This is a genomic window from Emticicia sp. C21, from assembly GCF_003418935.1.
GTDB lineage: Bacteria > Bacteroidota > Bacteroidia > Cytophagales > Spirosomataceae > Emticicia.
Genome location: NZ_QVMT01000009.1, coordinates 186,045 through 210,020 on the forward strand (window position 1 = coordinate 186,045; position 23,976 = coordinate 210,020).

Annotated in this window: 24 protein-coding genes and 1 pseudogene; 9 read left to right on the top strand and 16 right to left on the bottom strand. The window is 37.0% G+C overall.

Annotated features, from left to right (window positions below):
* Positions 1 to 6 precede the first annotated feature (6 nt).
* The 9 genes and pseudogenes from D0T08_RS28095 to D0T08_RS19595 all read right to left on the bottom strand — a co-directional run bounded on the left by D0T08_RS28095 (position 7) and on the right by D0T08_RS19595 (position 8,514).
* The gene (locus D0T08_RS28095; protein ID WP_255413524.1) at positions 7 to 522 is read right to left on the bottom strand and encodes a molybdopterin cofactor-binding domain-containing protein; all 516 of its coding nucleotides are present in this window, start codon (positions 520 to 522) and stop codon (positions 7 to 9) included.
* A 15-nt stretch (positions 523 to 537) separates the two neighbouring features.
* A pseudogene (locus D0T08_RS28100) lies at positions 538 to 1,209 on the bottom strand (molybdopterin cofactor-binding domain-containing protein); the annotation flags it as partial.
* Positions 1,210 to 1,248: 39 nt separating this feature from the next.
* Entirely contained in the window at positions 1,249 to 2,154 is a 906-nt protein-coding gene (locus tag D0T08_RS27995; protein ID WP_229239000.1) for a molybdopterin cofactor-binding domain-containing protein, read from the bottom strand.
* 4 nt (positions 2,155 to 2,158) lie between these two features.
* Positions 2,159 to 2,629, bottom strand: coding sequence for a (2Fe-2S)-binding protein (locus D0T08_RS19570; protein WP_116984373.1), 471 nt, complete (start codon positions 2,627 to 2,629; stop codon positions 2,159 to 2,161).
* Positions 2,630 to 2,896: 267 nt separating this feature from the next.
* Positions 2,897 to 3,811, bottom strand: coding sequence for a DUF6607 family protein (locus D0T08_RS19575; protein WP_116984374.1), 915 nt, complete (start codon positions 3,809 to 3,811; stop codon positions 2,897 to 2,899).
* A gap of 123 nt (positions 3,812 to 3,934) precedes the next feature.
* Positions 3,935 to 4,129, bottom strand: coding sequence for a hypothetical protein (locus D0T08_RS19580; protein WP_116984375.1), 195 nt, complete (start codon positions 4,127 to 4,129; stop codon positions 3,935 to 3,937).
* A gap of 96 nt (positions 4,130 to 4,225) precedes the next feature.
* Entirely contained in the window at positions 4,226 to 4,930 is a 705-nt protein-coding gene (locus tag D0T08_RS19585; RefSeq protein ID WP_116984376.1) for a nickel transport complex, NikM subunit,transmembrane, read from the bottom strand.
* A 66-nt stretch (positions 4,931 to 4,996) separates the two neighbouring features.
* Positions 4,997 to 6,166, bottom strand: coding sequence for a PepSY domain-containing protein (locus D0T08_RS19590; protein WP_116984377.1), 1,170 nt, complete (start codon positions 6,164 to 6,166; stop codon positions 4,997 to 4,999).
* 5 nt (positions 6,167 to 6,171) lie between these two features.
* Positions 6,172 to 8,514, bottom strand: a complete 2,343-nt coding sequence (locus D0T08_RS19595) for a TonB-dependent receptor (RefSeq protein ID WP_116984444.1) — start codon at positions 8,512 to 8,514, stop codon at positions 6,172 to 6,174.
* A gap of 225 nt (positions 8,515 to 8,739) precedes the next feature.
* Between D0T08_RS19595 and D0T08_RS19600 the strand changes: the two genes are divergently transcribed.
* The 3 genes from D0T08_RS19600 (at position 8,740) to D0T08_RS19610 (ending at position 11,462) form a co-directional block, all read left to right on the top strand.
* Positions 8,740 to 9,207 (top strand): Fur family transcriptional regulator, encoded by a 468-nt coding sequence (locus D0T08_RS19600; RefSeq protein ID WP_116984378.1) that lies wholly within the window; start codon positions 8,740 to 8,742, stop codon positions 9,205 to 9,207.
* Between the two features lie 140 nt (positions 9,208 to 9,347).
* Positions 9,348 to 9,674 carry a DUF6686 family protein gene (locus D0T08_RS19605; protein ID WP_116984379.1) on the top strand — a complete coding sequence of 109 codons (327 nt, stop codon included), beginning with the start codon at positions 9,348 to 9,350 and terminating at the stop codon, positions 9,672 to 9,674.
* A 258-nt stretch (positions 9,675 to 9,932) separates the two neighbouring features.
* A complete protein-coding gene (locus tag D0T08_RS19610; protein WP_116984380.1) occupies positions 9,933 to 11,462 on the top strand; it encodes a 3-coathanger stack domain-containing protein in 1,530 nt (509 codons plus the stop codon).
* Positions 11,463 to 11,525: 63 nt separating this feature from the next.
* Here the strand turns inward: D0T08_RS19610 and D0T08_RS19615 are convergent, their stop codons facing one another.
* A complete protein-coding gene (locus D0T08_RS19615) occupies positions 11,526 to 12,083 on the bottom strand; it encodes a 50S ribosomal protein L25 (protein WP_116984381.1) in 558 nt (185 codons plus the stop codon).
* A gap of 45 nt (positions 12,084 to 12,128) precedes the next feature.
* A complete protein-coding gene (locus tag D0T08_RS19620; protein ID WP_116984382.1) occupies positions 12,129 to 13,079 on the bottom strand; it encodes a ribose-phosphate pyrophosphokinase in 951 nt (316 codons plus the stop codon).
* A 151-nt stretch (positions 13,080 to 13,230) separates the two neighbouring features.
* Here D0T08_RS19620 and D0T08_RS19625 point away from each other — a divergent pair, with 151 nt between their 5' ends.
* The 4 genes from D0T08_RS19625 (at position 13,231) to D0T08_RS19640 (ending at position 16,138) form a co-directional block, all read left to right on the top strand.
* On the top strand, positions 13,231 to 13,623 hold the full coding sequence (locus D0T08_RS19625) for a hypothetical protein (RefSeq protein WP_229239001.1): 393 nt from the start codon (positions 13,231 to 13,233) through the stop codon (positions 13,621 to 13,623).
* Positions 13,624 to 13,753: 130 nt separating this feature from the next.
* Positions 13,754 to 14,344, top strand: a complete 591-nt coding sequence (locus tag D0T08_RS19630; RefSeq protein ID WP_147322817.1) for an RNA polymerase sigma factor — start codon at positions 13,754 to 13,756, stop codon at positions 14,342 to 14,344.
* Positions 14,345 to 14,346: 2 nt separating this feature from the next.
* Positions 14,347 to 15,549: a hypothetical protein gene (locus D0T08_RS19635; protein WP_116984385.1), complete on the top strand. Its 1,203-nt coding sequence runs from the start codon at positions 14,347 to 14,349 to the stop codon at positions 15,547 to 15,549.
* A gap of 412 nt (positions 15,550 to 15,961) precedes the next feature.
* On the top strand, positions 15,962 to 16,138 hold the full coding sequence (locus D0T08_RS19640) for a T9SS type A sorting domain-containing protein (RefSeq protein ID WP_147322818.1): 177 nt from the start codon (positions 15,962 to 15,964) through the stop codon (positions 16,136 to 16,138).
* Between the two features lie 52 nt (positions 16,139 to 16,190).
* Here D0T08_RS19640 and D0T08_RS19645 read toward each other — a convergent pair whose 3' ends face one another.
* Both D0T08_RS19645 and D0T08_RS19650 read right to left on the bottom strand, forming a co-directional pair.
* A complete protein-coding gene (locus D0T08_RS19645; RefSeq protein ID WP_116984387.1) occupies positions 16,191 to 17,072 on the bottom strand; it encodes a bifunctional 5,10-methylenetetrahydrofolate dehydrogenase/5,10-methenyltetrahydrofolate cyclohydrolase in 882 nt (293 codons plus the stop codon).
* 94 nt (positions 17,073 to 17,166) lie between these two features.
* Entirely contained in the window at positions 17,167 to 17,685 is a 519-nt protein-coding gene (locus D0T08_RS19650; RefSeq protein ID WP_116984388.1) for a uridine kinase, read from the bottom strand.
* A gap of 360 nt (positions 17,686 to 18,045) precedes the next feature.
* Between D0T08_RS19650 and D0T08_RS19655 the strand changes: the two genes are divergently transcribed.
* Positions 18,046 to 19,314, top strand: coding sequence for an amidohydrolase family protein (locus tag D0T08_RS19655; RefSeq protein ID WP_116984389.1), 1,269 nt, complete (start codon positions 18,046 to 18,048; stop codon positions 19,312 to 19,314).
* A 45-nt stretch (positions 19,315 to 19,359) separates the two neighbouring features.
* Here D0T08_RS19655 and D0T08_RS19660 read toward each other — a convergent pair whose 3' ends face one another.
* Positions 19,360 to 20,172 (bottom strand): N-acetylmuramoyl-L-alanine amidase-like domain-containing protein, encoded by an 813-nt coding sequence (locus D0T08_RS19660; RefSeq protein WP_116984445.1) that lies wholly within the window; start codon positions 20,170 to 20,172, stop codon positions 19,360 to 19,362.
* A 93-nt stretch (positions 20,173 to 20,265) separates the two neighbouring features.
* Positions 20,266 to 21,555: an aminopeptidase P N-terminal domain-containing protein gene (locus tag D0T08_RS19665; RefSeq protein WP_116984390.1), complete on the bottom strand. Its 1,290-nt coding sequence runs from the start codon at positions 21,553 to 21,555 to the stop codon at positions 20,266 to 20,268.
* Positions 21,556 to 21,707: 152 nt separating this feature from the next.
* Here D0T08_RS19665 and D0T08_RS19670 point away from each other — a divergent pair, with 152 nt between their 5' ends.
* Positions 21,708 to 23,288 (top strand): S8 family serine peptidase, encoded by a 1,581-nt coding sequence (locus tag D0T08_RS19670; protein WP_229239002.1) that lies wholly within the window; start codon positions 21,708 to 21,710, stop codon positions 23,286 to 23,288.
* 62 nt (positions 23,289 to 23,350) lie between these two features.
* Here D0T08_RS19670 and D0T08_RS19675 read toward each other — a convergent pair whose 3' ends face one another.
* The gene (locus tag D0T08_RS19675) at positions 23,351 to 23,872 is read right to left on the bottom strand and encodes a hypothetical protein (RefSeq protein WP_116984391.1); all 522 of its coding nucleotides are present in this window, start codon (positions 23,870 to 23,872) and stop codon (positions 23,351 to 23,353) included.
* Positions 23,873 to 23,976 lie beyond the last annotated feature (104 nt).

Here is a 23,976-nt window from a genome sequence, read left to right on the forward strand (position 1 = left end):
CTGAAATTATCCCTGGATATTATTCAGGTCGAAGGGTAATTTTCTTACCCGAATATTGGTTAGGTTGAATAGTGCATTTCCTAAAGCTGGTGCAACCGGTGGTAATCCTGGCTCTCCTACTCCACCCGGTATTTCACCGTCGGCAATGATATACGTTTCGATTTCTGGAATCTCATCATTGCGAATCAAAGCATATTGATTAAAATTCGACTGTTGAGGTATACCTGCTTTGATTTCAATCTTTTCTTTGGTAGCAGCGCTTAAACCCATAATTACATTGCCGCTCATCTGGGCTTTTACCATGTCCGGATTCACACATATACCACAATCAAGCACTGAAATTACCTTGATAACTTTGACTCCGTTATCCACTTTAGCTACTGTTATACATATGGCACAGGTACTTTCAAATGAATTAAATATTGCCACTCCCATCGCGGTATTAGCATCCGGTTTCATTTTGTAGTGGCTCCTTTCTGCTAATGTTTCCAGCACTTTTCTAAAACCTTTATCTTGCAACATATCCAACCTCAATTGCAAAGGGTCTTTCTGGGCTTTATGCGCTAACTCGTCGATAAAACACTCTTGAGCCCAGGCAAAACTACCTGAATATACACTTCTCCACCACATAATCGGGATATCTGTGGCTACTCGTTTGGTACTTACTTTTATATTTTCAATCTGATACTTATTTTTTTCGAAGCCAATTTCATTACCCACACCACTTTCTGCCTCGCCATCTTTCGGGCTATTTCTCAATTGGCCGTCGATACTTTCACATACCGCATAATGGTGTATGGTTGCAATCTTGCCATCTTTTATAGAGCCCTGCATTCTTGAAACTCCTCCACACCTATAAGGGCCCTGTGTAATGTCATCTTCTCTCGACCAGATTACCTTTATCGGTCTTTTCAATTTCTGACTTAATTCGCAAGCTTCCAGCAGATAATCATGATAAGCTTTCCTGCCAAATGAGCCTCCCATATTATAGACATGCACAATCACATCATCTTTTGATATTTTCATCAATTTTGACACGTCGTCTTTTATCCACACCGGACTTTGTATAGCTGCCCAAACTTCCACTTTACCATCAGGTCTTACATGGACAATGGCACATTCTGGCTCAATAGGTGTATGTGCTACAAAATTACATTCGTATAGCTCATCCAGTTTTTGCTCTGATTTATGAAAGACTTCATCAAAATTGCCTTTGTTATAAAATGGCTTAGTCGACTTATCAACTTCTTAATAAAGTTTTTTAAAGTAAATATCGGTATCCAAATGATCTCCCTCTTTGCCCCAGACCCCCTTTAGCGCTCTACGACCCTTCAAGGCACTCCAATAGCTGTCTGCAACCACTGCCAAAGCATCAAAACTGCTGTATGGCATAGTTCTCTTGCAAGGTACAACTGCCACAACTCCATTTACTTTCAGGGCTTCTTTATCATCATAACTCTGTAGTTTGCCGATAATGGTTGGGCTATGAAGAACTGCTGCATACAACATATCGGGCACTGTTACATCAATACCATATTGCATTTTACCGGTAATTCGTTCAAGTACATCAGAACGCTTAGTGGCCTTTCCAATAATAGTGAACTGCTCTTTGTTTTTGAGTTTAGGTTTTTCGGGAATAGGTAAGGTGCGTGCTTTTTCTACCAATTCCCCATAGCTTAAACGAGCTTTTGTATTTAGGTTAATTACTTCTCCATTTTGTGCTTTGCATTGGGAATCACTCATTTCCCACGTCTCAGCAGCGGCTCTTAAAAACATTTCTTTAGCAGCTGCTCCTGCCTGGCGGAGTTGCTCCCACGATCTTCTGACTGCACCACTACCTCCTGCAATCTGAGCCCCCTCATTGGCTTGCCCACTACTGAATATAACCTTTACTTTATCAAGGCTTACTTCGAGTTCTTCGGCTATTAAGGCAGCAGAGGCTTGAGAAGAACCCTGGCCTAAATCAGGATTCGGATTCACAAACGTAACTTGTCCGTTGGTATTTATACTAATAAATGGGTTGAAACTGAAATCGGAATTTCCCAAAGCGTCTTGTGCCAGTAAAATTTTTCCATGGTCGAGAACCAGGCAAAAGCCAAGAGAAGCTTTTGAAGCTGCTTTCAGAAAATCCCGACGACTGGTCATAGTTTTCATAATTTTATTTGGTTAAAAGGTCAGAGGCATGTTTTACAGCTTGATTAATACGGTCGTAAGTACCACAACGGCATAGATTTCCACTCATCGCCGCACTTATTTCTTCCATTTTGGGCTTAGGATTATTTTTTAGAAAAGCCACTGCAGTCATTATTTGCCCGCTTTGACAATAGCCGCATTGAGGAACCTGGTGTGCCTGCCAGGCTTCCTGCACCGGATGTAGTTTGTTTTCAGAGGGTGCTATTCCCTCAATAGTTGTGATGGTAGATTTTCCTATCTGAAAGACAGGTAATTGACAAGAGCGAGTTGGTTGACCGTTAAGATGCACTGTACAAGCGCCACACATGGCTATACCACATCCAAATTTAGTGCCTGTTATACCCAGTTTTTCGCGAAGTATCCATAGCAAAGGCATATCGGCATCGCAATCAACTGTCTGTTGTTTCCCATTAATATTAAGATTGTATTTACCCATTGGTTTGATTTTTTAATGCTACAAATATGGGTTTCATAGTTACAACCAAGCAATTTCAAGGGTATTTGATTTCTACAGATTTAGTGAATGTGTAGGAAATTGAGGGAAATAATGAGATTTAACGTCTTAAAAAGATAAATTACTATCACGCTTCAACCATGCCATACTTCCTGCTAAACAGAATAAAGCTTAGATTAAGGAAACAAAAAACCTCCCATGATAATCACGAGAGGCTTTCTAACAGTCAGATACATCAGGATTGAACGATTAGTTCTTTCCTATCACTTCATCATTGTATACTACAAATTGATTTAATACTTCTTTGATTTTTTTACGATTAGTTGCAGAATCGTTTTTCTCTTTTTCGATGGTCGAGAAATACTCGCTCAACATTTTACTTCTTACAAATTGTTTAATAGTAATGTTTTTATGTTGATCAAACACCTGTGCCCATTCAGCTCGAACATCAGCCCAGAAAGGAGCATGCTCTGCCCACCATTTTTTGGTTACTTCACAATCTTTCTCACTGCTCAATTTTTTGTAATCGTTGATACCCTTCTCTTGAACAATCAATAAATCAGTACCATCTTTTCTTAAGATTTTATCGTTATCTTGTTCGTGTAAGTAACCAGCGTCAGTTACGTAGATTCTATTACCACGTTTTAATACGTTATAATCTTTTCTTTTAGTATACTCACGACGTGGAAGTGGCGCATCTACTTTACTTTCCCAAAGATGTTTACCATTGGCATGCGACCATTGTGCAAAACCTTCATAGCGTGGAGCATCGTCTACTTCATATACTTTTTGTGTCCAGCCCTTTTTTACAGTCCCCTTTCCAAATTGGCTATATTTCCAGACACCCTCTTTATAGAAGCTCAATAAATTTGGGTCTTCGTAAGTCCAGTCTTCACGCCAGTGTTTTACCACCATTGTATCACCAATAGCCAATAAGTGTTGAATAACAATTTTGTCTTTTGACTCTTCAACCACAAAAACGTATTCTGTTCCCTTGGCGTGGTACTGATCTTTTAGTTTGTACTCTTTGTTTGGCGTAAAAGTTTCAGCGTAATCAAATTTTACTTCATGACAACCGCATTGCCCTTTAATAGCAGCAATGTCAGACGATTTCTGAGCAAAAGCACCGAAGCTCACCAATAGTAATAAAACAGTTTTTTTCATATTAATTATTTTTAGATATTGATTTGGATATATTTAGTAATTGAGTGAATGAGTGATTAATTACCAGAAAACATATTTTTTTCTCTTTAATAATCACTCACTCAATTACTATAGTCGCATTTCTTAAAAACAGACACATTTAAACCCTGCTTTACGCACGGCGCATTCAACTTCATTTTCACCTATAGAATCATGATTAATGGTTAATACATGACTTACGCCAAAATCAATCCTGAAAGAGGATACACCTACTTTTTTGAGTTCGTCACTCAGGTTTTGTAGTTGACTCGGACTCTTAATGTTTGTGATGAATTTCATGGCAGATAAGATAAATAGTGAATTAGCGAATGATGAATTAGTGAATAGAAAGTGTCGAGATTCAATATTCGCTAATTCGCCATTTGAAATTCGTTATTACTTTACTTCAATAGTAGTCTCAGAATGGTAGCGGATAGACTCATAAGGCTTTTCTTTATAGGTGCCCGGTGTTTTGTCAATCCATTCAGCTTCTATCAGATAAATACCTTTGGAATTAGGCACAAATGAAGCGCGGCCTCTTTCACTGGTGATTTTTGTTTTCTCCCAACCATCAGGGCTGATAATCGTCAGTTTAGCTTTATCAGCAGGAACATTATTTTTAAATGCATTCAGGTTTATTCCGTTGTCGGATTCAGTAGCGATAATATCCAAATAATTATTTGGTTTAGTCGCAGCAGTGGCTTTACCAACAATATAGTTGGTACGTAGGTACTGCATAGGTCTTACAATACCCAGGTTATGTTTTACCCAGTCCTGAACTTCTCTGGTTTCGTTAATACCCATTACCTGATAGTTGCCCTCAGATTTTGGTGTAAAAGTTCCTTCCCAGTGTGTCTCAGTTTGTGCAGTTGGCACTTCAGTGCGGTTACCGGCTTCATCAATCACAAAGAGTTTTATTTCATTCATTTTGTCCAGTGACTTACCTTTCATTCTTCCCTGATTCAGATACTCACCATAAAAAATCTGAATTTTGGCAGGCTCGCCTACTTTTCCCGAACCTTTCACTTCAAGCCAGTAACCATGTCCCTCAGATAAAAACGGCAGGAACAGTAAGGCGAATAGTATAATTTTATTTTTCATAAAGTTTATTTTATAAGTGTATATACAATAGTGATTTAACTTAACAAAATGCTTTGAGCTTGCTACTTATGAATACTTAGGCTTAAAAACCTGAGAGTTAGAAGTAGCAGGTTTGGCTACAACTTTAGCAGCTTTCTTTCTTCTCCCCCACCAGATATAAATCCCGGTAATTGGCAAGCTAGCCGCTATCAGACTGGCGCAAAAGGCTAGTATTTTACCAGCCAAACCGAATATGGCTCCCACGTGTATATCGTAGTTCATTCGCATGATTTTATCAGCACCAGATAAATCTTTCAGTCTACCATAAGTACTTGTAACCGATACTTCTTTCAATGTATACTGGTCAAAATATCTGTAATCATGCTTCCAATATACATCGGCATCTGTAGTAGTTGCAGTAACAATAGTCGATTTTGCTGTTTCTGGTGGGTGCACTTCAATGGTAGCTGCCCCTGGCGTTTCAATAATCATTTTTTTCCAGATTCTGTCAATGGCTGGCTCCGCTGTTGTGCTTGCCATAGGCTTTCCTGATTCTGGTTCGTAATACAATTTTTCTTCCTTTCCGCCAGATAAGGTAAAGTAATAAGCTTTTGCAAACCATTGGAAACCCCATACCAAACCCGTAACAGCAAGAATAATAGTCACCCATGTCATATAAAAACCTAATACGTTATGTAAGTCATAATTTACGCGGCGCCATTTGGCATTCCATTTAATAGAGAATCTCTGTTTGGCAGCAGATTTATTTTTAGGCCACCAGAGTATCAATCCACTAATCATTAGAACTACGAAAATCAAGGTAGCAGACGCCACAACTGGTTGCCCTATTTCATCGGGAAGCCACAAATAGAAGTGTCCATCAAGAATAAAACGGAAGAAATCCTCATCCATATTCTTGGCTTTCAAAACCTCTCCGGTGTATGGATTCACATAGACAAGGTAATAATAAGTTGGTTCGTAGTGATAGATAGTGGCAATAGCAGCTCTGCCAGGACGCTCGTAGGTTACACTATGAATATTTTTGTTTGGTACTGCTTTTTCTACAATAGCTTTAATCGCAGAAGGTGGTAACATCGGTTTGTTTTGAATCTCAACGTATCGATAAGATTGAGTGAGGTCTTGAATTTCGGATTGAAAGGCGTAGATACACCCGGTGATACTAACAATGAATACCACCAGCCCGGACGTGAGTCCGAGCCAGAGGTGTATTTTGCCTATAGCTTTTTTAAAAGTCATTCCTCTTAAAATTTGTAATTAATAGTTAGACGTAAATTTCTTTTAGCTTCTGTCTGAAAGTAGAAAAACTGGCTCCACTCATAATATCCACCCATATATAGGTAAGCATTGGTAACGTTATTGACATTTAGAGCAATGGCAAATTTGTTAGCCTGATAAGAAATGGCACCATCCATTCTGAAGTAGTTTGGCAAACCTTGTTTTGAACCATCAAACACATACCAGGACGAACGTCCGGCTTGGTATTGCCCTCCTAACGAGATTCCAAAGCCTTGTAAAGCACCATTGGTTGCTTTATAACTTAACCAGGCATTAGCAACATTTTTAGAAGTTCCAGGTATCTGTACACCAACTTTTTTCTCGTCAGTATCTTTGGTTACTTTACCATTAGTATAAGCATAGTTCAAAGTCAAATCCAGGCCATGAATGATTTGCCCACGTAAGTCAAATTCAATACCTTTTACCTGTGTTTGGCCTAATTGAATCGAGAAGAATTGATTGTTAGGGTCAGATGTAAGAACATTATTTTTAGTAATATTATAAGCTGAAACTGAAGTAGACCACAATCCACCTAACCATTCACGTTTGATACCTATTTCTTTATTATCTCCTGTAATCGGGTCAAAGGCTTTACCTTTCGCATCAGCACCTGCCTGTGGTACAAAGGCCTGGTCAAACACAGCATAAACACTTGTATTTTTATTAATTGAGTAGCTTAAACCTATACGTGGAGTAAATTTCTCCGCAGAAACAAAGCCTGAATAAGGGTCATTGTTTTGTGCTTTAGTGAAACGTCCGGCAAGCGTTAATCTTAATTTATCCTGTAAGAAACGTATCTCATCCTGCGCATAGAGAGCTGCATAGTTTTGTGCATAGTAAACGCCTCTCTGACGTAAGCTCAGGCTACGGTCATATTTAGGATAAGCAGAAACCGGAACAGTACCATAAACAGGATTATAAATATTGAAACCATTCGGGCCAGAGAAACCACCACCTTGATTCCAATCATGATAGAAATCTTTTTGTCCCATATCTAAACCTGCAAGAATACGGTGGTTGACAGGACCGGTCTTGGCATCCCCATTAACGAAGAATTGTCCTACTTTGGTTATACCCATAACATCCCAAATTGAAGCGCCTCTGTAAAGCGTATCACCATTAGCAGAGAAACCTGATGGCCATAAAGACTGACCTTGTTGGCTATATTTCATATAAGCCAGTTGGCCAGTCAATTTCCAATTGTTGTTAAGGCTATGTGCCAATGTCAGGAATAAAGTATTATCATTTATATTCGTTGGATCCATATTAGGCTCAGCTGTTGTAAAGCTTACTGGCAAATCTCCCATACCTTTTTTAGAGAAAGAATAGTTTGAACCAATGACCGACATCTGATTGAACTGATAAGTATATTCAGCAGTCAACGAAGTATTTGGTGTAAACTGGAATTTCAATACCGGAGCCACTGAAATACGATTGTTGAATTCATAATCACGATGTGAGCCTTTGGTTTGTCCCATCAGGTTCAAACGATATAATATTTTGCCATCCTGTGTTAGTTTTCCGTCGAAGTCAAGCGTTGAGCGGTAAGTATTGAAACTACCTACTGTCATAGTTGCTTCTCCTTTATTAATACCGGTAGGTTTTTTAGTTACAATATTGTAGAAGCCGCTTGGTTCACCATTGGCCAACATAAATCCGGCAGGGCCTTTTACAAATTCAATACGCTCTACCATACTCATATCTTCTACTAATGGTCCCCAGGTAGACTGCACATTCATTCCATTTCTGAAACCTGCAATCTGTGAACCTCTCATATTTATTTGCGCATAAATGTCCCAGTGCTCAACACGGGTAGCGCCACTTACATTACGCGTTACTCCTTCCAACATATCAAAAATCTGTTGGTCCTGAATTACCTGCTTAGTAATTACCTGAATATTCTGTGGAACTTCTAATAGCGGAGTTTTTAAACGTAAAGAAATTGACGGATAATCTGTTACATATTTGCTTGGATTAGCTACAACAGCAACCTCTTGTAGTTGATTAGCTGAAACCTCCATTTCGAAATCAAGCGCTATTATTTCGTCTGCTTTAATTGTGAATTTTTTATTTTCTGCTTTTAATCCTACAAAACTTGCCTGAGCTGTATACTCCCCTGGTTTTAGATTATTAATCTGGTAATTTCCCTCAATATCAGCAGTGGCACCTTTATTAGCTCCTTTTATAATAACATTTACAAATTCGGCAGGCTTACCATCACTCGTTGTAACCTTTCCTTTCAAGGTACCATTTTGAGCCAGTACCCATCCACTACACATTAATAATAATACTGTAAAAATTGACTTCATTTTTCGGGGTTTTAGTTTACTCATCATTTAAAAAATTTCCGTGGTTATTTGGTGTTGCAAATGTATAGCTTATTTAGACTAATTAAAAATAAAATCGTAAAATTATTTGGATTAATTCTAAATAAGCTTTTACCTTTGTGTCACGCTGCTACAGAAAAACTGTTTTAAAGCCAGAACTAGTAACAACACCGCACCTGAAGAGGTGATTTTTGGAAAGGAGGCATAATGAAAGATATACATTACGAGAAAGCAGTGGCTAAATTTCTGATTTTCTTAGACAAAAAAGGGCTAAGAAAAACCACAGAACGCATGATGATGCTGGAAGAAATCTATTCGCGCCACGACCATTTCGATGCAGAGGATCTCTACAAGACCATGGTTGATAAAAAACAATATGTTAGCAGAGCCACTATCTATAATAACCTTGAAGTTTTGCTTGAATGTGGTTTGATACGCAAAAATCAATTTGGCAATAATGTCACCAGATACGAAAAAGCGGCCAATTTCCGTCAGCACGACCATCTCATTTGCTTAGACTGCCAGCAAGTAAAAGAGTTCTGTGACCCACGTTTACAGCAAATACAGAAAATGATAGGCGAAATGATGCAGTTTGAAATCACTCAGCACGATTTGCTACTATATGGACATTGTGAGAAAGTAGATTGTGAAAATAAGAATATACTTAGTAATTAATTGAGTAAATAAGCGATTGAGTAGTTATTTTACTTATAACTATAATTGGGAAAATCAATTGCTAAAAGAGATTCAATCACTCATTCACTAAATCACTCATTCACTCAATAATTATACAATAAAAATCAATAACGATAAAAATGAACAATCACAAACTATTAATCCTTGCTTCTTGCGCCTACGGATATATAGGTAAATGTCAGTGTTGCGAAAAGTATAATCTGGTATTCAATAATCAGTTGTTCATTTTTTCGGAAGATGATTTAAGACAATTCAGAGTCATATTTGAAGACGAAAAGACCATTTTTGAAGCAGGAGAATTGTGTTGCAATGGCAGAACAATGGGCATGCGTACACCCATGAACAATTTTTACCTGATGTTTACTCCAAAGGAATTAGAGCATTTCAGAAATATGCTTGATGATACTTTTGTAATGATAGAAGTTAATAAAGTACTACAATACTAAAAAATCCACACAGCAAAAATTTTATATTTAAGTCGTAAATAACTGTCGTAGTAAGCAATCTTGTCACCGTTTTGTGTGGCAAGATTTTTTTTGACACAAATATAAATAATGTAGAGCAAAATAGTATCAGAAACAGCCACTCAATAAATAATATAGAATTAATCTAAAGTATACCTTTGATACCTCTAAATTTGACTACGCTAATCGAGTCAGAGCCCATCTAATATGCTCCTAATTCAAACACCAACTCTATAAATCATGAAGCCAAACTTACTATTTGTCCTGTTTTTCCTCATTTATCTTTGTAGCCAGGCCCAACAACCTTTAATTGAGTGGCAAAAGACTTATGGAGGCAGTTTCTATGATAAGGCTGTTTCGGTTATAGAAACACACGATGGAGGCTATTTTGTAGGTGGGCATTCACAATCAGATAATTTTGATTTGAGTAATCATTATGGTTTTTTTGATGGCTGGGTAATGAAACTTAGTCATTCGGGTGAATTACAATGGAAAAAATCAATTGGTGGCCGTGGAGAGGATTATATTAATTCAGTAATTGAAACCGATGACCATAAGTATATATGTGTTGGCCATACCAATTCTGTAGATTTCGATATAACTGAAAATTACGGACATATTGACTACTGGATAATTAAATTTAATGAGAATGGTGATATTGAATGGAAAAAAAGTATCGGAGGCACAAGTAATGACTATGGTTTTTCGATCTGCAAAGCTGATAATGATAATTATTTAATAGCAGGCTACTCCGAATCTAATGATAGTCTTATAGTAGGGAACCATGGGCTATTTGATGCCTTACTTCTAAAAATTGATGGAGCTGGTAATCTGACAAAGCAAAAATCTTATGGAGGTTCAAAGAGTGACTATGCCCACTCTATTATCAAAACCCGAGATGGTGGGTTTGCTTTTGTAGGTTATTCAAATTCTGAAGATTTACCCGGACTTACTAATAAGGGGGGATTAGATTTCTGGGTAGTGAAGCTTAATAAAGACGGCGAATTGCAATGGCAGAATACTTTTGGAGGTACGCTGGATGAATCTGCCAAATCTGTAATTCAGTGCAGTGATGGCAGTTTTGTGATAGCCGGAGAAACCTATTCTCATGATTATGATGCTGCAGAAAATCACGCAAACTTTGATAATCCTAATAACAGAGATTATATGGTTGTAAAAATAGATAGCCTTGGACAAAAAATTTGGAGTCGGTGCTACGGGGGCCTTAAAAATGAATATGCCCGCTCGATTCTGCAAATGGTTGATGGTGAATATCTGGTAGTAGGCGAGTCATATTCAGCTAACGGCGAAGGTGATCCAGTAGGGAATCATGGCAGTGCGGATTTCTGGGTGCTTAAACTTAATCCAATCAATGGCGATATGCGCTGGCAGAAAACCTATGGTGGTAGTGGGCACGATGAACCGAATTGTATGCTAAATACTTATGATAATGGCTATCTGGTAATTGGCAATACTGCTTCACCTAATAATGGAGATGTATCTGGCTGGCATGGCGATGATGATTTCTGGATATTGAAGTTGAAGAACAATGAATGCCAGTCTGAAATGAATCTGACCAAAAATATACCTAGTGGCAACTATGATTACACCGCTTCTGAAAGCATTAGTTTCAATGGAAATATATTGGGAAATGCTGCCATTATAAAAATGCAGGCTAATAAAAGTATTACCCTGACAAATGGCTTTCAGACCCAACCAGGTGTTACATTTTTAGCAGAAATGGGTGGTTGTAATAGTAATAACAATTAAACAAAAAAATAACGGGTTGTTGCCAACCCGCTACATATCTATTAGCGAGAAAATTCGTTGCTATTATTGACGCAAAGAACGTGGAATTGAGATAAACGCTACAGGATTGCTTGCAGAGTCAAGGATCTTTACACCTTCGATTTCTGTAATGGCAGCAACTTTGATAGATTTACCTAAGTCCAAATCTTTAATATCAACATTAATATAATCAGGGATATTTTTAGCAGGTCCTTGCAAACGTAGTTTTTGCATTTTTTGAACCAGTTTACCCCCTTTCTTTTGTCCTTCTGACGGACCGTGTAATTTAATCGGAACTGCTACTTTAATAACTTTATCCGGAGTGATTTCCAAGAAATCAGCGTGAATAATCTGGTCATTTGTCGGATGGTATTGTGAATCCTGCAAAATACCAGTGTAAATTTTACCCTCAATATTAATGGTTACTTCGTAAACATCAGGAGTGAAAAGTAAATCACGGAATAAATAAGCCGGAGCATAGAACGATACCTGATCAGTACCACCATATAATACACACGGAACCATTCCTTGCCCACGTAATTCCTGTGAAGCCTGGCGTCCGAGATTCGCTCTGTTATACCCTACAATCTCAGTTTTTTTCATTTTTTAAAATTTTAATAATGAATTTCAGAACCTGATAAAATCTTATCAGAAACCTAAATTCTGTTGATAATTTATAAATAAAGTGCTAATAGACCCATTATCTCTGATTCTTCCGATAGCCTTGCCAAACAACTCGGCTACTGATAATACCTTGATTTTAGGATTATCATACTTTAACGGAATAGTATCAGTTACTATTAATTCTTCTAATACAGAACTGCTGATGTTTTCGTGAGCTTTACCTGAAAGTACACCATGTGTACAAAATGCTCTTACTGACTTTGCTCCTTTTGAAAGGATTAATTCTGCTGCTTTACAGATAGTACCACCTGTATCAATCAGGTCATCAACCAGAATTACATCAGACCCTTCAACATCTCCGATTAACTGCATTGAAGCAATTTCATTGGCTTTTTTTCGGTGTTTATCACAAATCACAATCTCTGCATCGAAGTAAGAGGCAAATTTGCGACAGCGTGATACACCACCAACGTCAGGCGAAGCAAATTTTAGATTCTGAAGATTCTGCGTCTTTAAATAAGGCACAAAAACCGAAGTACCTTCCAAATGGTCAACCGGTATATCAAAAAAACCTTGAATCTGGCCAGCGTGCAAGTCCATTGTCATTACCCTATCTGCACCTGCTGCGGTGAGCATATTAGCTATAAGCTTGGCTGTAATACCCACTCTCGGTTTGTCTTTTCTGTCTTGTCTGGCGTACCCAAAATATGGGATGACCGCACAAACATAGTGAGCAGAGGCACGTCTTGCGGCATCAATCATCATCAACAATTCCATGATATTATCACTTGGTGGAAAAGTAGACTGAACAAGAAAAACATCGCACCCTCTAACAGACTCATCAAAACTTACTGAGATTTCGCTATCAGCAAAGCGATTGATGCTTACACCGCCTAAATCTTTGCCATAATAATCGGCAACTCGACTAGCTAAATACTTTGATGTAGTACCTGAAAAAATCTTAACTTCTGCCATTTTGTTTATGCCTCAAAAAAAGATTCGCAAAGGTACGCTTTTTGGGCAAAAAAACATATACCACTTTGGAATATTTTCGACTTTTTGTATAGATTTGCATTATTCATGGATACTCCTGTAATGTACCATGATATCTAAACGCCTTAAGCTGATGCAATTGTCATTACTGGACGAAGTTCCTGAACTCAATAAAGTTTTTTTTCTTGACGTTTTTGCAGAGTCTTATTTTGACACTGGAAAAAAACGCATGAGACTAAGTACAATAAATGGTCAGCAAATACCATGTGACCTTAAAGTTAGCTGTCCATCCAGGCTAGTGTCAAATTATCCAGAAGGTACCATCTTTAAACTGGATGCACGACTTGTGCGAAGAGGCGAAGGCAAAACCCCCTATTTTATTGCAATTAACCGTAATAATCTACAAAGGGCTTTAGAATATTTTGATTATAATCTGAAAGTACAGAATGGCTTTGATTACGTATACCCGATAAAAAGGAAGAATAGTAATAAAGTTCTGAGTTCAGCCATAATACAAAGAAAATAAATAGTTCTCCGAAAACAAGAATCATCCTGATTCTACTAAAATTTCAGGAAATTAATTATTTTTAACAGCGTTTTGACAGGTAATTTACGTCTTATCAATAATAGTTTCACTATTCAATCGTAAATTTCCCGTGATAACACAAACAGCAGAAATTTACTTAAAAACCTTAACCAGAAAAAAGCTATTGACCTCAAATAGTTTGATGGAGGTTGTCGCAGATTGCCAGAAAGGCAATGAAAAGGCCATGAAAATTTTTTATGAGCATTTTCATGGGTTTGCTTTATCTGCTTGTATGAGTTATTGTGAAAACAGAGAAGACGCGTTAGAAATTATGAACGATGGGTTCTTAAAGGTCTTCAAGAATCTAAACAAAATAGATAATATAGAAAGTATTAAACCTTGGCTTCGGAGAATTATGATTAACGGAGCTATAGATCATTATAGAAAAAACATTCATAAACAATCGGCAGAATTAAACGACAATATTGCTGAATCAAATTATGGAGACGAATCAGTCTACGCTAAGCTCTCCTCTGAAGACATCATGTTGGCAGTGCAAAGTTTACCAACTAACTACAGAGTAGTGTTTAGCTTATACGCAATAGAGGGGTATTCACACAAAGAAATTGCCGAAATGTTAAGCATTGCAGAAAGTACTTCAAGAGCGAATCTGTCTTTAGCCAATGGGTTGCTTCGTCAAAAATTAACAAAAAGATTGTAGTCATGTCAGAAGAAGAAAAATTTCATCGGATTATCAGGGAGAAATTAAACCATTTCCATCCCGAGTCTTCGCCAGATGATTGGAAAAAGATGAAACGTAAAATTATGATTGATAATCTCCTACGTTTCTCCATTCCAAGTGTTGTTGTATTAGTATTAGGATTGAGTTATTACTGGTTTACGGATGTCGACTCGCTACCTGCCAAAGAAACTGTTATTGCTCAGAAACCTCCTGTCGCCGAAATAAAACCAAAACAAGAAGAACCTATAGATGAAAAGACGTTTACTAAAGTAGAATTACCTAAAGAAAAGAAATCGAATCCTGTTCCCACTGCACCTAAAACACCTACAGTGGATGAAACCCTTAAAGAATCTGAAAGCATTGTTTCAGAACCATTGGCTAATTTGAAAGTCAATAAATTGAGATCAAGGAATGTTGCTGCTCCTGCCGAAAAACACGCAGATTTTGTTGATAAAGAACTCCGTTTTCTCAATGCATCGGCTGTTTCAATGAGTGATAAAATCATGAGAGTACGCGAATTAGGGAAAACCTATGAGTTAACTTCTTATGAAGCGCTCGATCGCAACGCTGACAAATGGAGAAATATCGTGATTGTATGCGACATGACCTCTAGCATGTTTCCATACACTACTCAGGTGTTCGATTGGATGATGGAAAATGTGGATAATACCAGTATAAAAGGTATTATTTTCTTTACTGATTGCGATAGCCTTGGGAACGAAACCAGAGGAAAACTCCCAGGTAAAATGTTTATGGTGAAGAAAAAAGATGAATTGCTATTGTGGGACACCATGTTTGCCGCCATCAATAATACTGAAAATAATAAAGATAAAGCTGAAAATAATATTGAGGCATTACTTTTTGCACAAAAGAACTTCCCGGAGGTTGATGACTTCGTGATGATTGCTGATAATAGTAGTCATGTAAAGGACATGAGGAATCTTTCAAAACTAAAGAAGAGAACTCATATTATTTTATGTGGGGAAACTTACAAGAAAGATTTAGCTTTTCAGTCAGACTACGTTCAGATAGCTAAAAAGACTGAAGGCAGTATTCATACCTTGGAAGACGATATTATTAACCCAGCCAATATTAAAGAAATGACAGTTATACGTGTAGGACGAATTTATTTCAGATTCCAGAAAGGGAAGTTCTATACTACTAAAATGAGTTTCCGTCCTTAATTACTGCCTTCTATTTAAAAGTATTTTTTATAAGTAGTGAATGTCTGGCTTTAAATAAATGTATTAAGCACTAACATAAATTTACTAACCTCATTCCTATTGTTTCTACTTTCCTCGAAATGGGGTTACAATTCAAAGAAATAAGGCCACTTCCGCTCGACTCTTTCATCTTTGCTTCTTTTAAAGCCAATTTATCAAAAGATTCAAGAGTGGCTTATTCAGTCATTTAAACGAATTTATCGATTGAATTAAAACAATTTTCTTCTTAAACCGTTATAATTTACAATCCACGGAATCAAAATTTGCTACTTGATTAAACCGATGCAACATTTTTAAATCAAATGCTCGTCTATAGGTTTGAACGGCAAAATTTTTGCTTCTCCTTTTCCATAATATTAAAATGATGATGAACATGAAGAATACCGCATTTCTAAAAGATTCGCAAGGAAGAGTAATTCAAAAACAAAATCTTCATAATGGCAGCCTGCAGGAGTTTGATGTTGAGAAATTAAAAGATGGGGTTTATTTTGTAGAACTACAGTTGGCAAAGGGTAAGTGCGTCACACATCAATTCTCTATTAATCATTAAATTAAATGATATAAAATGACAGAGGTCTTATTTTTTAAGGCCTCTGTTTTTATTATTGATAAATTTCTCTTCGTGCCGATAGCAAAGTATTGTACATCAAAGCTGCTACAGTCATAAGCCCCACCCCACCCGGTACTGGTGTGATATAGCTACTTTTCGGGGCCACTTCGTCAAATTTAACATCGCCTTTCAAGGCAAATCCGCTTTTTTTGGTTTCATCAACTATACGTGTTAAACCTACGTCAATTACAACAGCACCCTCTTTTACCATTTCAGCCGTAATAAATTCAGGTTTGCCTAAAGCGGCAATGAGAATATCAGCCTGACGTGTAATTTCAGCTAAATTCTGTGTACGACTATGAACCAACGAAACTGTGCAATTGCCCGGGTATGTATTTCTTTGCATCAGAATACTCATAGGTAGACCTACAATCTGGCTTCTGCCTACTACTACGCAATGCTTTCCGGCTGTTTCGATATTATATCTTTTAATTAACTCTAAAACACCAAAAGGTGTAGCAGAAATGTAGGCAGGTAATCCCTTAGCCATACGCCCTATATTGATTGGATGGAAACCATCCACATCTTTTCGTGGCTCTATCGATTCAATTACTTTTTCTACGTTTATTTGTGATGGTAAGGGTAATTGTACAATGAATCCATCAATATCTTCATCATCATTTAATTGCCTGATAACCTCAAGTAGTTCTTCCTCTGTAATACTATCATCTCTGCGAATAAGTGTTGATTTAAAACCAATTTCTTCGCAAGACTTAATCTTACTGGCTACATAAGTTTCACTTGAGCCATTATTACCCACTAATATAGCTGCCAGATGAGGTATTTTACCGCCACTGGCTTTTTGTTTTTCTACTTCTTCTTTTAATTCTAGTTTTACCTGAGCCGAAATTAATTTTCCGTCTATAAGATTCATTGAGCTTATTTTTAATGAGAGTGCAAAGGTCTGTTAAATCAAACAAATTCAAAAATTAATCTTTGAAAAAATGGAAATCAGCCGTTTAATGGTTTTAATAAACGCTATTTTTATTTAAATACTTAATTACTTTTTCCATATCAAATTCATCCTCTCCGCTTACAATCAGTAAATCTTTTATTTCAGAAGAAGGCTTGCCAAATTTCTGAAATGAATTCCAGATGTGATCAATAAACCAGGTTGGTTCATAACCCCATCTAGTATCCATCGATTTTCTAATCAGAAATGTGCGCTTAGAAACTTTTACAAACAGTTTTTTATCAAGTAGTGCATTCGTAGACTCATCATAAAATGCAAATAAGCCCTCCGCTATCACCACATCAAACTTTTCTCTGAAAAGACTGAGTACCTCTTTGAACAATTCAAAATCAATAGAGTGTGGAGACTCCCAGTCTGTCCGGTTTTTAATTTTAGGGATTTGCGTTTCAGGAAAAACGAAATCGTCCTGATGAAAAATAATCGCCTTTTTCCCATTTTTACGAAAATGCGTCACCAAAAGATTTGCTAAAGTACTTTTGCCAGAGCGGCTGACTCCTCCAATTCCGATAAGCATACGTTAGATTTATATTATTTTGTAAAAATGTAAATTTTCAATAAAAGATTTATGTAAAAAATTAGAAACTGTTCATTTAATCTTATTTTTGAATAAATTTCAAACTTATACCCTAACCTACATATTCATGGATAAAAACAAGCTTACTATCATTGCAAGCTATGTGGCAATTGCCTGTGGCATCTTAATTCTTATAATTAGCCTTTTTCTCCCTGAGGTGAGTACTTTTAAAATCGTAATGGGACTTCTCTTTATAGCAGTTGGTATGATTGGTCTAAGGTGGTTCCATCGATAGCGAATCAGCCAAATCTGTAAGTCTGTGACTAAAATTATGTTATAAATATTCAATCACCACTTTCTATGAAAAAAACTCTGCTCATTACATTTATAATAGCCTTTCAATTTTCAATTAATTGTTTTGCACAAACCTCTACTTATTTAAAGCCCGCCCGAGTATTTGATGGAGAAAAAGTCTTCGAAAATTATGGAGTAATGGTGAAAGGTAATAAAATAGAACAAATAGCACTTCAAACAGATATTGAAAAAAATCTAAGCAAAGATACCAAAGTAATAGAACTGAAAAACTGTACGCTACTACCCGGATTAATTGAGGGGCACACGCATTTGTTCTTGCATCCTTATAACGAAACATCATGGAACGACCAGGTTTTAAAGGAGTCACGTTCTTATCGGACTGCCCGAGCTGTAAAACATGCAGAAAGAACTTTAAAAGCAGGATTTACCACTGCAAGAGATTTAGGAACTGAAGGCGCAGAATTTGATGATGTTGGTTTAAAAATGGCTATTATTGAAAACGTAATTTTAGGTCCAAGGTTAATAATTGCCACGAAGGCTTTAGTAGCTACCGGAAGCTATGCTCCTAAAGGATTTGCCTCAGAAATCAACGTACCTCAAGGCGCAGAGGAAGCTGACGGACACGATGATTTAATAAAAAAAGTGAGAAATCAGATTGGTAAAGGAGCTGATGTAATAAAAATTTATGCTGATTACCGATGGGGATTGAGAGGTGAAGCTGCACCTACTTTTACACTTGATGAAATTAAACTGATTGTTGCAACCGCTAAAAGTTCGGGAAGACCAACTGTTGCCCATGCTTTAACAGCCGAAGGAATGAGGAGAGCGATCATGGGTGGTGTAGAAACTATAGAACATGGCGACAATGGGACACCTGAAATATGGAAACTAATGGTAGAAAAAAATGTATGCCTCTGCCCTACTTTGGCTGCAGGTGATGCGCTCTATCAATATGGTGGTTGGAAAAAAGGGATTGACCCGGAACCTGAAAAGATAACTCATAAAAAAGAGTCATTTAAAGAAGTGTTGAAATCAGGTGTAAAAATATGCATGGGTGGCGATGTAGGAGTTTTTGCTCATGGAGACAATGCCAGAGAGATTGAAATGTTAGTTGAATACGGCATGAAGCCAATAGAAGCTCTACGATCTGCCACAAGTACAAATGCAGACGCTTTTCATATTGAACAACAGGTTGGAAGAATTAAAACAGGCTTATTAGCAGATATTGTAATTGTAGAGGGAAATCCAACAACTCATATCAAGGATATTAGAAATGTAAAGCTGGTGATGAAGGACGGGCAGGTGATAGAATAGAATATGATTCCCGCAAAGTTTAAATTTTGCGGGAATTCGTTTTTATCAAAGTAGCCGAACAACTGCTATGCCCGAATGCTTTTTAAATCGATTTAGATAATCAGCTAAAGGCTCTGTCGAAATTACAATTTTTTTCATTTCCTGCGAAGCATGCAACAAATGAACTCTTCCATTCTTTCTGATAGCAAAACCCTCATGGTTAAAATCAAGCCCCTCGATATTTGATGTAATGGCAATTATATCTCCATCCTGAATCTGACTTTCTACTTTTCTGACATTGGCTTTGGGAACATAATAAAAATCATACTTATTCAAATGATTCTCGTGGCTTTGAACTGTAGAAAAGGTTTCATTATTCTGCAAATGAGGGTACAAATTACGATGACTGGTCATGAAATTAATTTGTTTTTCAGCCGATATTCCTCCTATCATTTCAGTCATATCCTGCACCAGTTTATTCTCTTCCGCCCTTATGGCCCATTCTTTGAAATAGTGTAACCTGGAAGCATATCCGTTTATTTGTCCGTCTCTATATCTTAATTTCTTAAGCATATGAAGAAATGCAGCAAAACCAGGTTTAGAAGAATGTTTCGTAATTGCCATTGCTGAAACTGTCTCAACAAAAGTCCAGCAGTCGAAATCTTTCAGATTACAAACTAATTGCTCTTTAGTCGCCACATCAAGCGTACCTGCCTTATAAGGTTGACCAATAAAAGATTGCGCAATTGTCAAGGCTGATTGAGGAGTACTTTCTCCCTTAGGCAAATCCATTTTTTGTTTAAAAACCAACTCATCTGCACTCTGCGCTAATAAGAACTTTGATGTAAGAACAAATAAAGTCGTGAAATAAAATTTCATGGAAAGCAATTTCTTATACATATTGTTTGAGTTATTAGGGCTGCAAAGATAATGGAAAACTGTTTTTCTTTGCATAACCCTTAAAATCAGTACCTAATTATTCATTAATTCTTCAATTTCCTCTACCTCAATGGGAATATTCTCCATTAAATCTATATTCCCCTTTTGAGTTATCAGAATATCATTTTCTAATCGAATGCCCAATTTTTCTTCTGGAATATAAATGCCCGGTTCGCAGGTAAAAACCATGCCGGGTTTAAATGTTTCGTATCGACTGCCAACATCGTGCACATCAAGCCCTAAATGATGTGAAATACCATGAGGAAAATATTTTCTATATAAAGGTGCATCCGGGTCTTGTCTTTCTACATCGCTCTTACTCAACAATCCCAACCCAATTAATTCAGACTCCACTATCTTGCCTACATCTTTTCGCAATTTATCCATGGTGTTCCCTTTCACAATCATGTTGCGTGACAAACGCATAATTTTCAGAACTGACTCATAAACCTGTCTTTGACGTGGAGTGAACCGACCACTGACAGGTAAACACCGAGTGATATCTGCATTGTAGTTAGCATATTCTGCACCAAAATCCAGTAGTATAACTTCCCCTTCTTTACAAATATTGTTGTTAGTAATATAATGTAACACACATGCACTAGAGCCTGATGCCATTATTGGATGAAAAGCATGCCCACGAGAGCGATTCCTTAGAAATTCATGGGTCAGTTCAGCCTCTAGCTCATACTCACGTACATTGGGTTTCAGAAATTTTGCCATTCTCATAAAGCCTTTTGCCGAAATTTCAATGGCCCTTTTCATGAGCTCAATTTCCTGAGGCTGTTTGATTACCCTTAATTGGCGCATAAGAGGAGCTAATCTTTCCACTTTATGCAAGGGGAATTTCTGCTGGAATTCTGTAATAAATCTTCTTTCGCGGCTCTGAAATTTCCAATCTGCACCGTCATGCTCATTCATATTCAAGTAAACCTGGTCGGCTTCAAAGACCAGTTTGCGTAGTATCGACTCAAAACTGCTTGTCCATACTACTTTGGAAATATCTGAAATGTTCGTGGCTTGCAATTTAGTCAGTCTCTCACCCTCCCAGGTTTTTATATGCTCGCTGGTTTCACGTAATAATAATATTTCTCTAAGATTCTCGTCAGGAAAATCAGGAAATAAAATCAGAATACTTTCCTCCTGGTCAATACCTGTCAGATAAAAAAAATCGTTATTTTGTCTAAAACCTAATGTGCCATCGGCGTTACTCGGAACGACGTCATTAGACAAAACAATTACCATCGATTTGGGTTTTATTAGTGAATTGAGACGTTTGCGGTTGCTTAAAAACAAAGTAGAATCAATTGGCTCGTAACGCATATTAGGTGATTTTCTAAATGAGTTTAGTCGTTTGGGTTTATTTAATCAATATTTTCAGCTAAATTTATCAATTAAATATAGCTTTTATTAAAAACTCTGTTGAAAGATTGTCTTATCACGTAAGACAAAACAGTTTTCAGGTATCTAAATATATGAATTATAGTATTGACATGACAAGGGTTGGGCAATTTCTTTTTTTCTTTGTTTTCATTTCATTACAAGGATTTTCGCAGCAGAAATATTGGGTTCTTTTCAAAGATAAGGATTTAAACGCAAGTGCTGCCATTTCTGAAACGTGTAAAGAAAACAGAAGAGCGATAGGCGTTGCTGAAATTCAAATAACCGATTATCCTGTCAATAAAAAATATATTAATGGCCTAAAATCAAATGGTATTTTTGCGATTAATGAATCCAGATGGCTGAATGGAATTTCCTCTTATCTTACTTATTCACAGATACAATACATTAAAAGTTTGCCTTTTGTTCAGGAAATTATACCCATCGAAGGCAAATTAATAATAACCAAGACTAATCTGGATAAACCACACTTAAAAGCTGAAGATGATTTACGTGTTGACTATGTAATGAAGCAGATTGGAATTGAGGGTTTCCTACAAGCAGGCTTAAATGGCAAAGGCATAACCATTGGCGTAATTGATGCCGGATATTATGGTGTTAGTGATTCGCCGGCACTAGGGCATTTGTTTACAGAACAAAGGATTTTAGGTATCAGAGACTATATTAACCCTAAGAAAACTAATCATTTTGATGAACGTGAAACCTCATCAGATTTTCATGGCACTGAAGTTCTGACTGCCATAACAGGCAAGTCTCAGGATGAAAAATTGATATTAGGATTGGCTACTCAGGCCAGGTTTTATCTAGCAAGAACCGATACCGGTGGTAGGGAATTTCGCGGTGAAGAAGATAACTGGGTTTCTGCAATGGAATGGATGGATAGCCTGGGAGTACGCTTAATTAATACTTCACTAGGCTATGCAAAAGGTTTTTCGAATGCGAAGGAAGATTATAAACCTGATCAAATGAACGGGAATACCAGCATTATTGCCCGAGCCGCTAAAATAGCGACTGAAGAAAAAGGTATTGTGGTAGTGGTTTCAGCAGGCAATGAAGGTGGTGACCGGGATTGGCGTATTATTTCAACTCCGGCAGATGCAGAGGGTACGATTGCCGTTGGTGCCACTAACGAAACTGGGCTTAAAATGGGCTACAGTAGTGTTGGCCCCGATTTCTTAGAATACCTGAAACCAAATGTAGCTTGTTACTCACTATATGGAACTTCTTTAGCTGCCCCAGTAATTACGGGCTTTGTTGCATGTATGCTACAAGCAAACCCTAAACTGACGAATAAGGAAATCAAAAATTATTTACAAAAATCTTCCAGTCTTTATCCTTTTGGTAATAATTTTCTAGGATACGGTATACCTAATGCAGCCAAAGCTTTAGATTTAATCCGAAGTCAAACTAAAGAGCCTTTAGAATCTCGCAATATTACCCGAACCCTATCTATACCAGAAAATGAATCGCAAGCTGAAATTGCGGTAAAAGAGGGAGAGGTAGTAACTGTCTTCTACAAAAAAACACCATATTTGGTTCTTTCACAAGATGCGCAAAGAGTAAAACGTAACTCTATTGTATTAAAGCGTAATTCAAAGGTAAAACACACTACCGTAGTTACAACAGAAGAAGTAATTGAGGTAATTTGGTTATAAGTAGTATTATTTTTTTGACATAAACCAAGGCTACATTTTTAACTCTATCACATATTATGGCTTTAACTTATGGCAACTCCTAATGCAACTGCCGCTGCCGCACTACGCCTTCTTAAAAAATAAAATCCAATGAAAAAACCAACAAGTGTCAATAAATCAGAATTTTCACTTGATTCTAAGATGCTGATTTTGCCCTCCTGATTAAGAAAATTTCTATCACGGTCATAATTGATAATCACTGGATCATTATCAGTATCAGGCAAATCATGTATAAGTTCCCACTCTCTCATAAAGAAATCGGCTCTTTTCCATATATACTTTTCTCCATTAGTGAGTTGTGCTTCAGCTTTATTTCTAAAACCCAGATAAATCTTCCCTACTTCCAGGTTATTCTCGTCTGTAATAGCTACTTCTTTATTCACAAATCCATATACATCGAATCTAAATTTTTTACCGTTTAATTCAGCCTCTACATCTCTGTCAAGTATTTTGAAAGTCATTGTTCCTATGATTTCCCCTTTTTCACCTTTAAATTCGATACTTCTGTTAAAAGCTTTTCTGGTCCAGTTTAATGATTTTGTCATGTTCAATTGTCAGTTTTGAATAGATAAATGATGAAGCTATTATTTGTTGCAATAACTGCGAATGAAAATTACTTAATAATACATCTTTTTAGGAAAACTTTCAT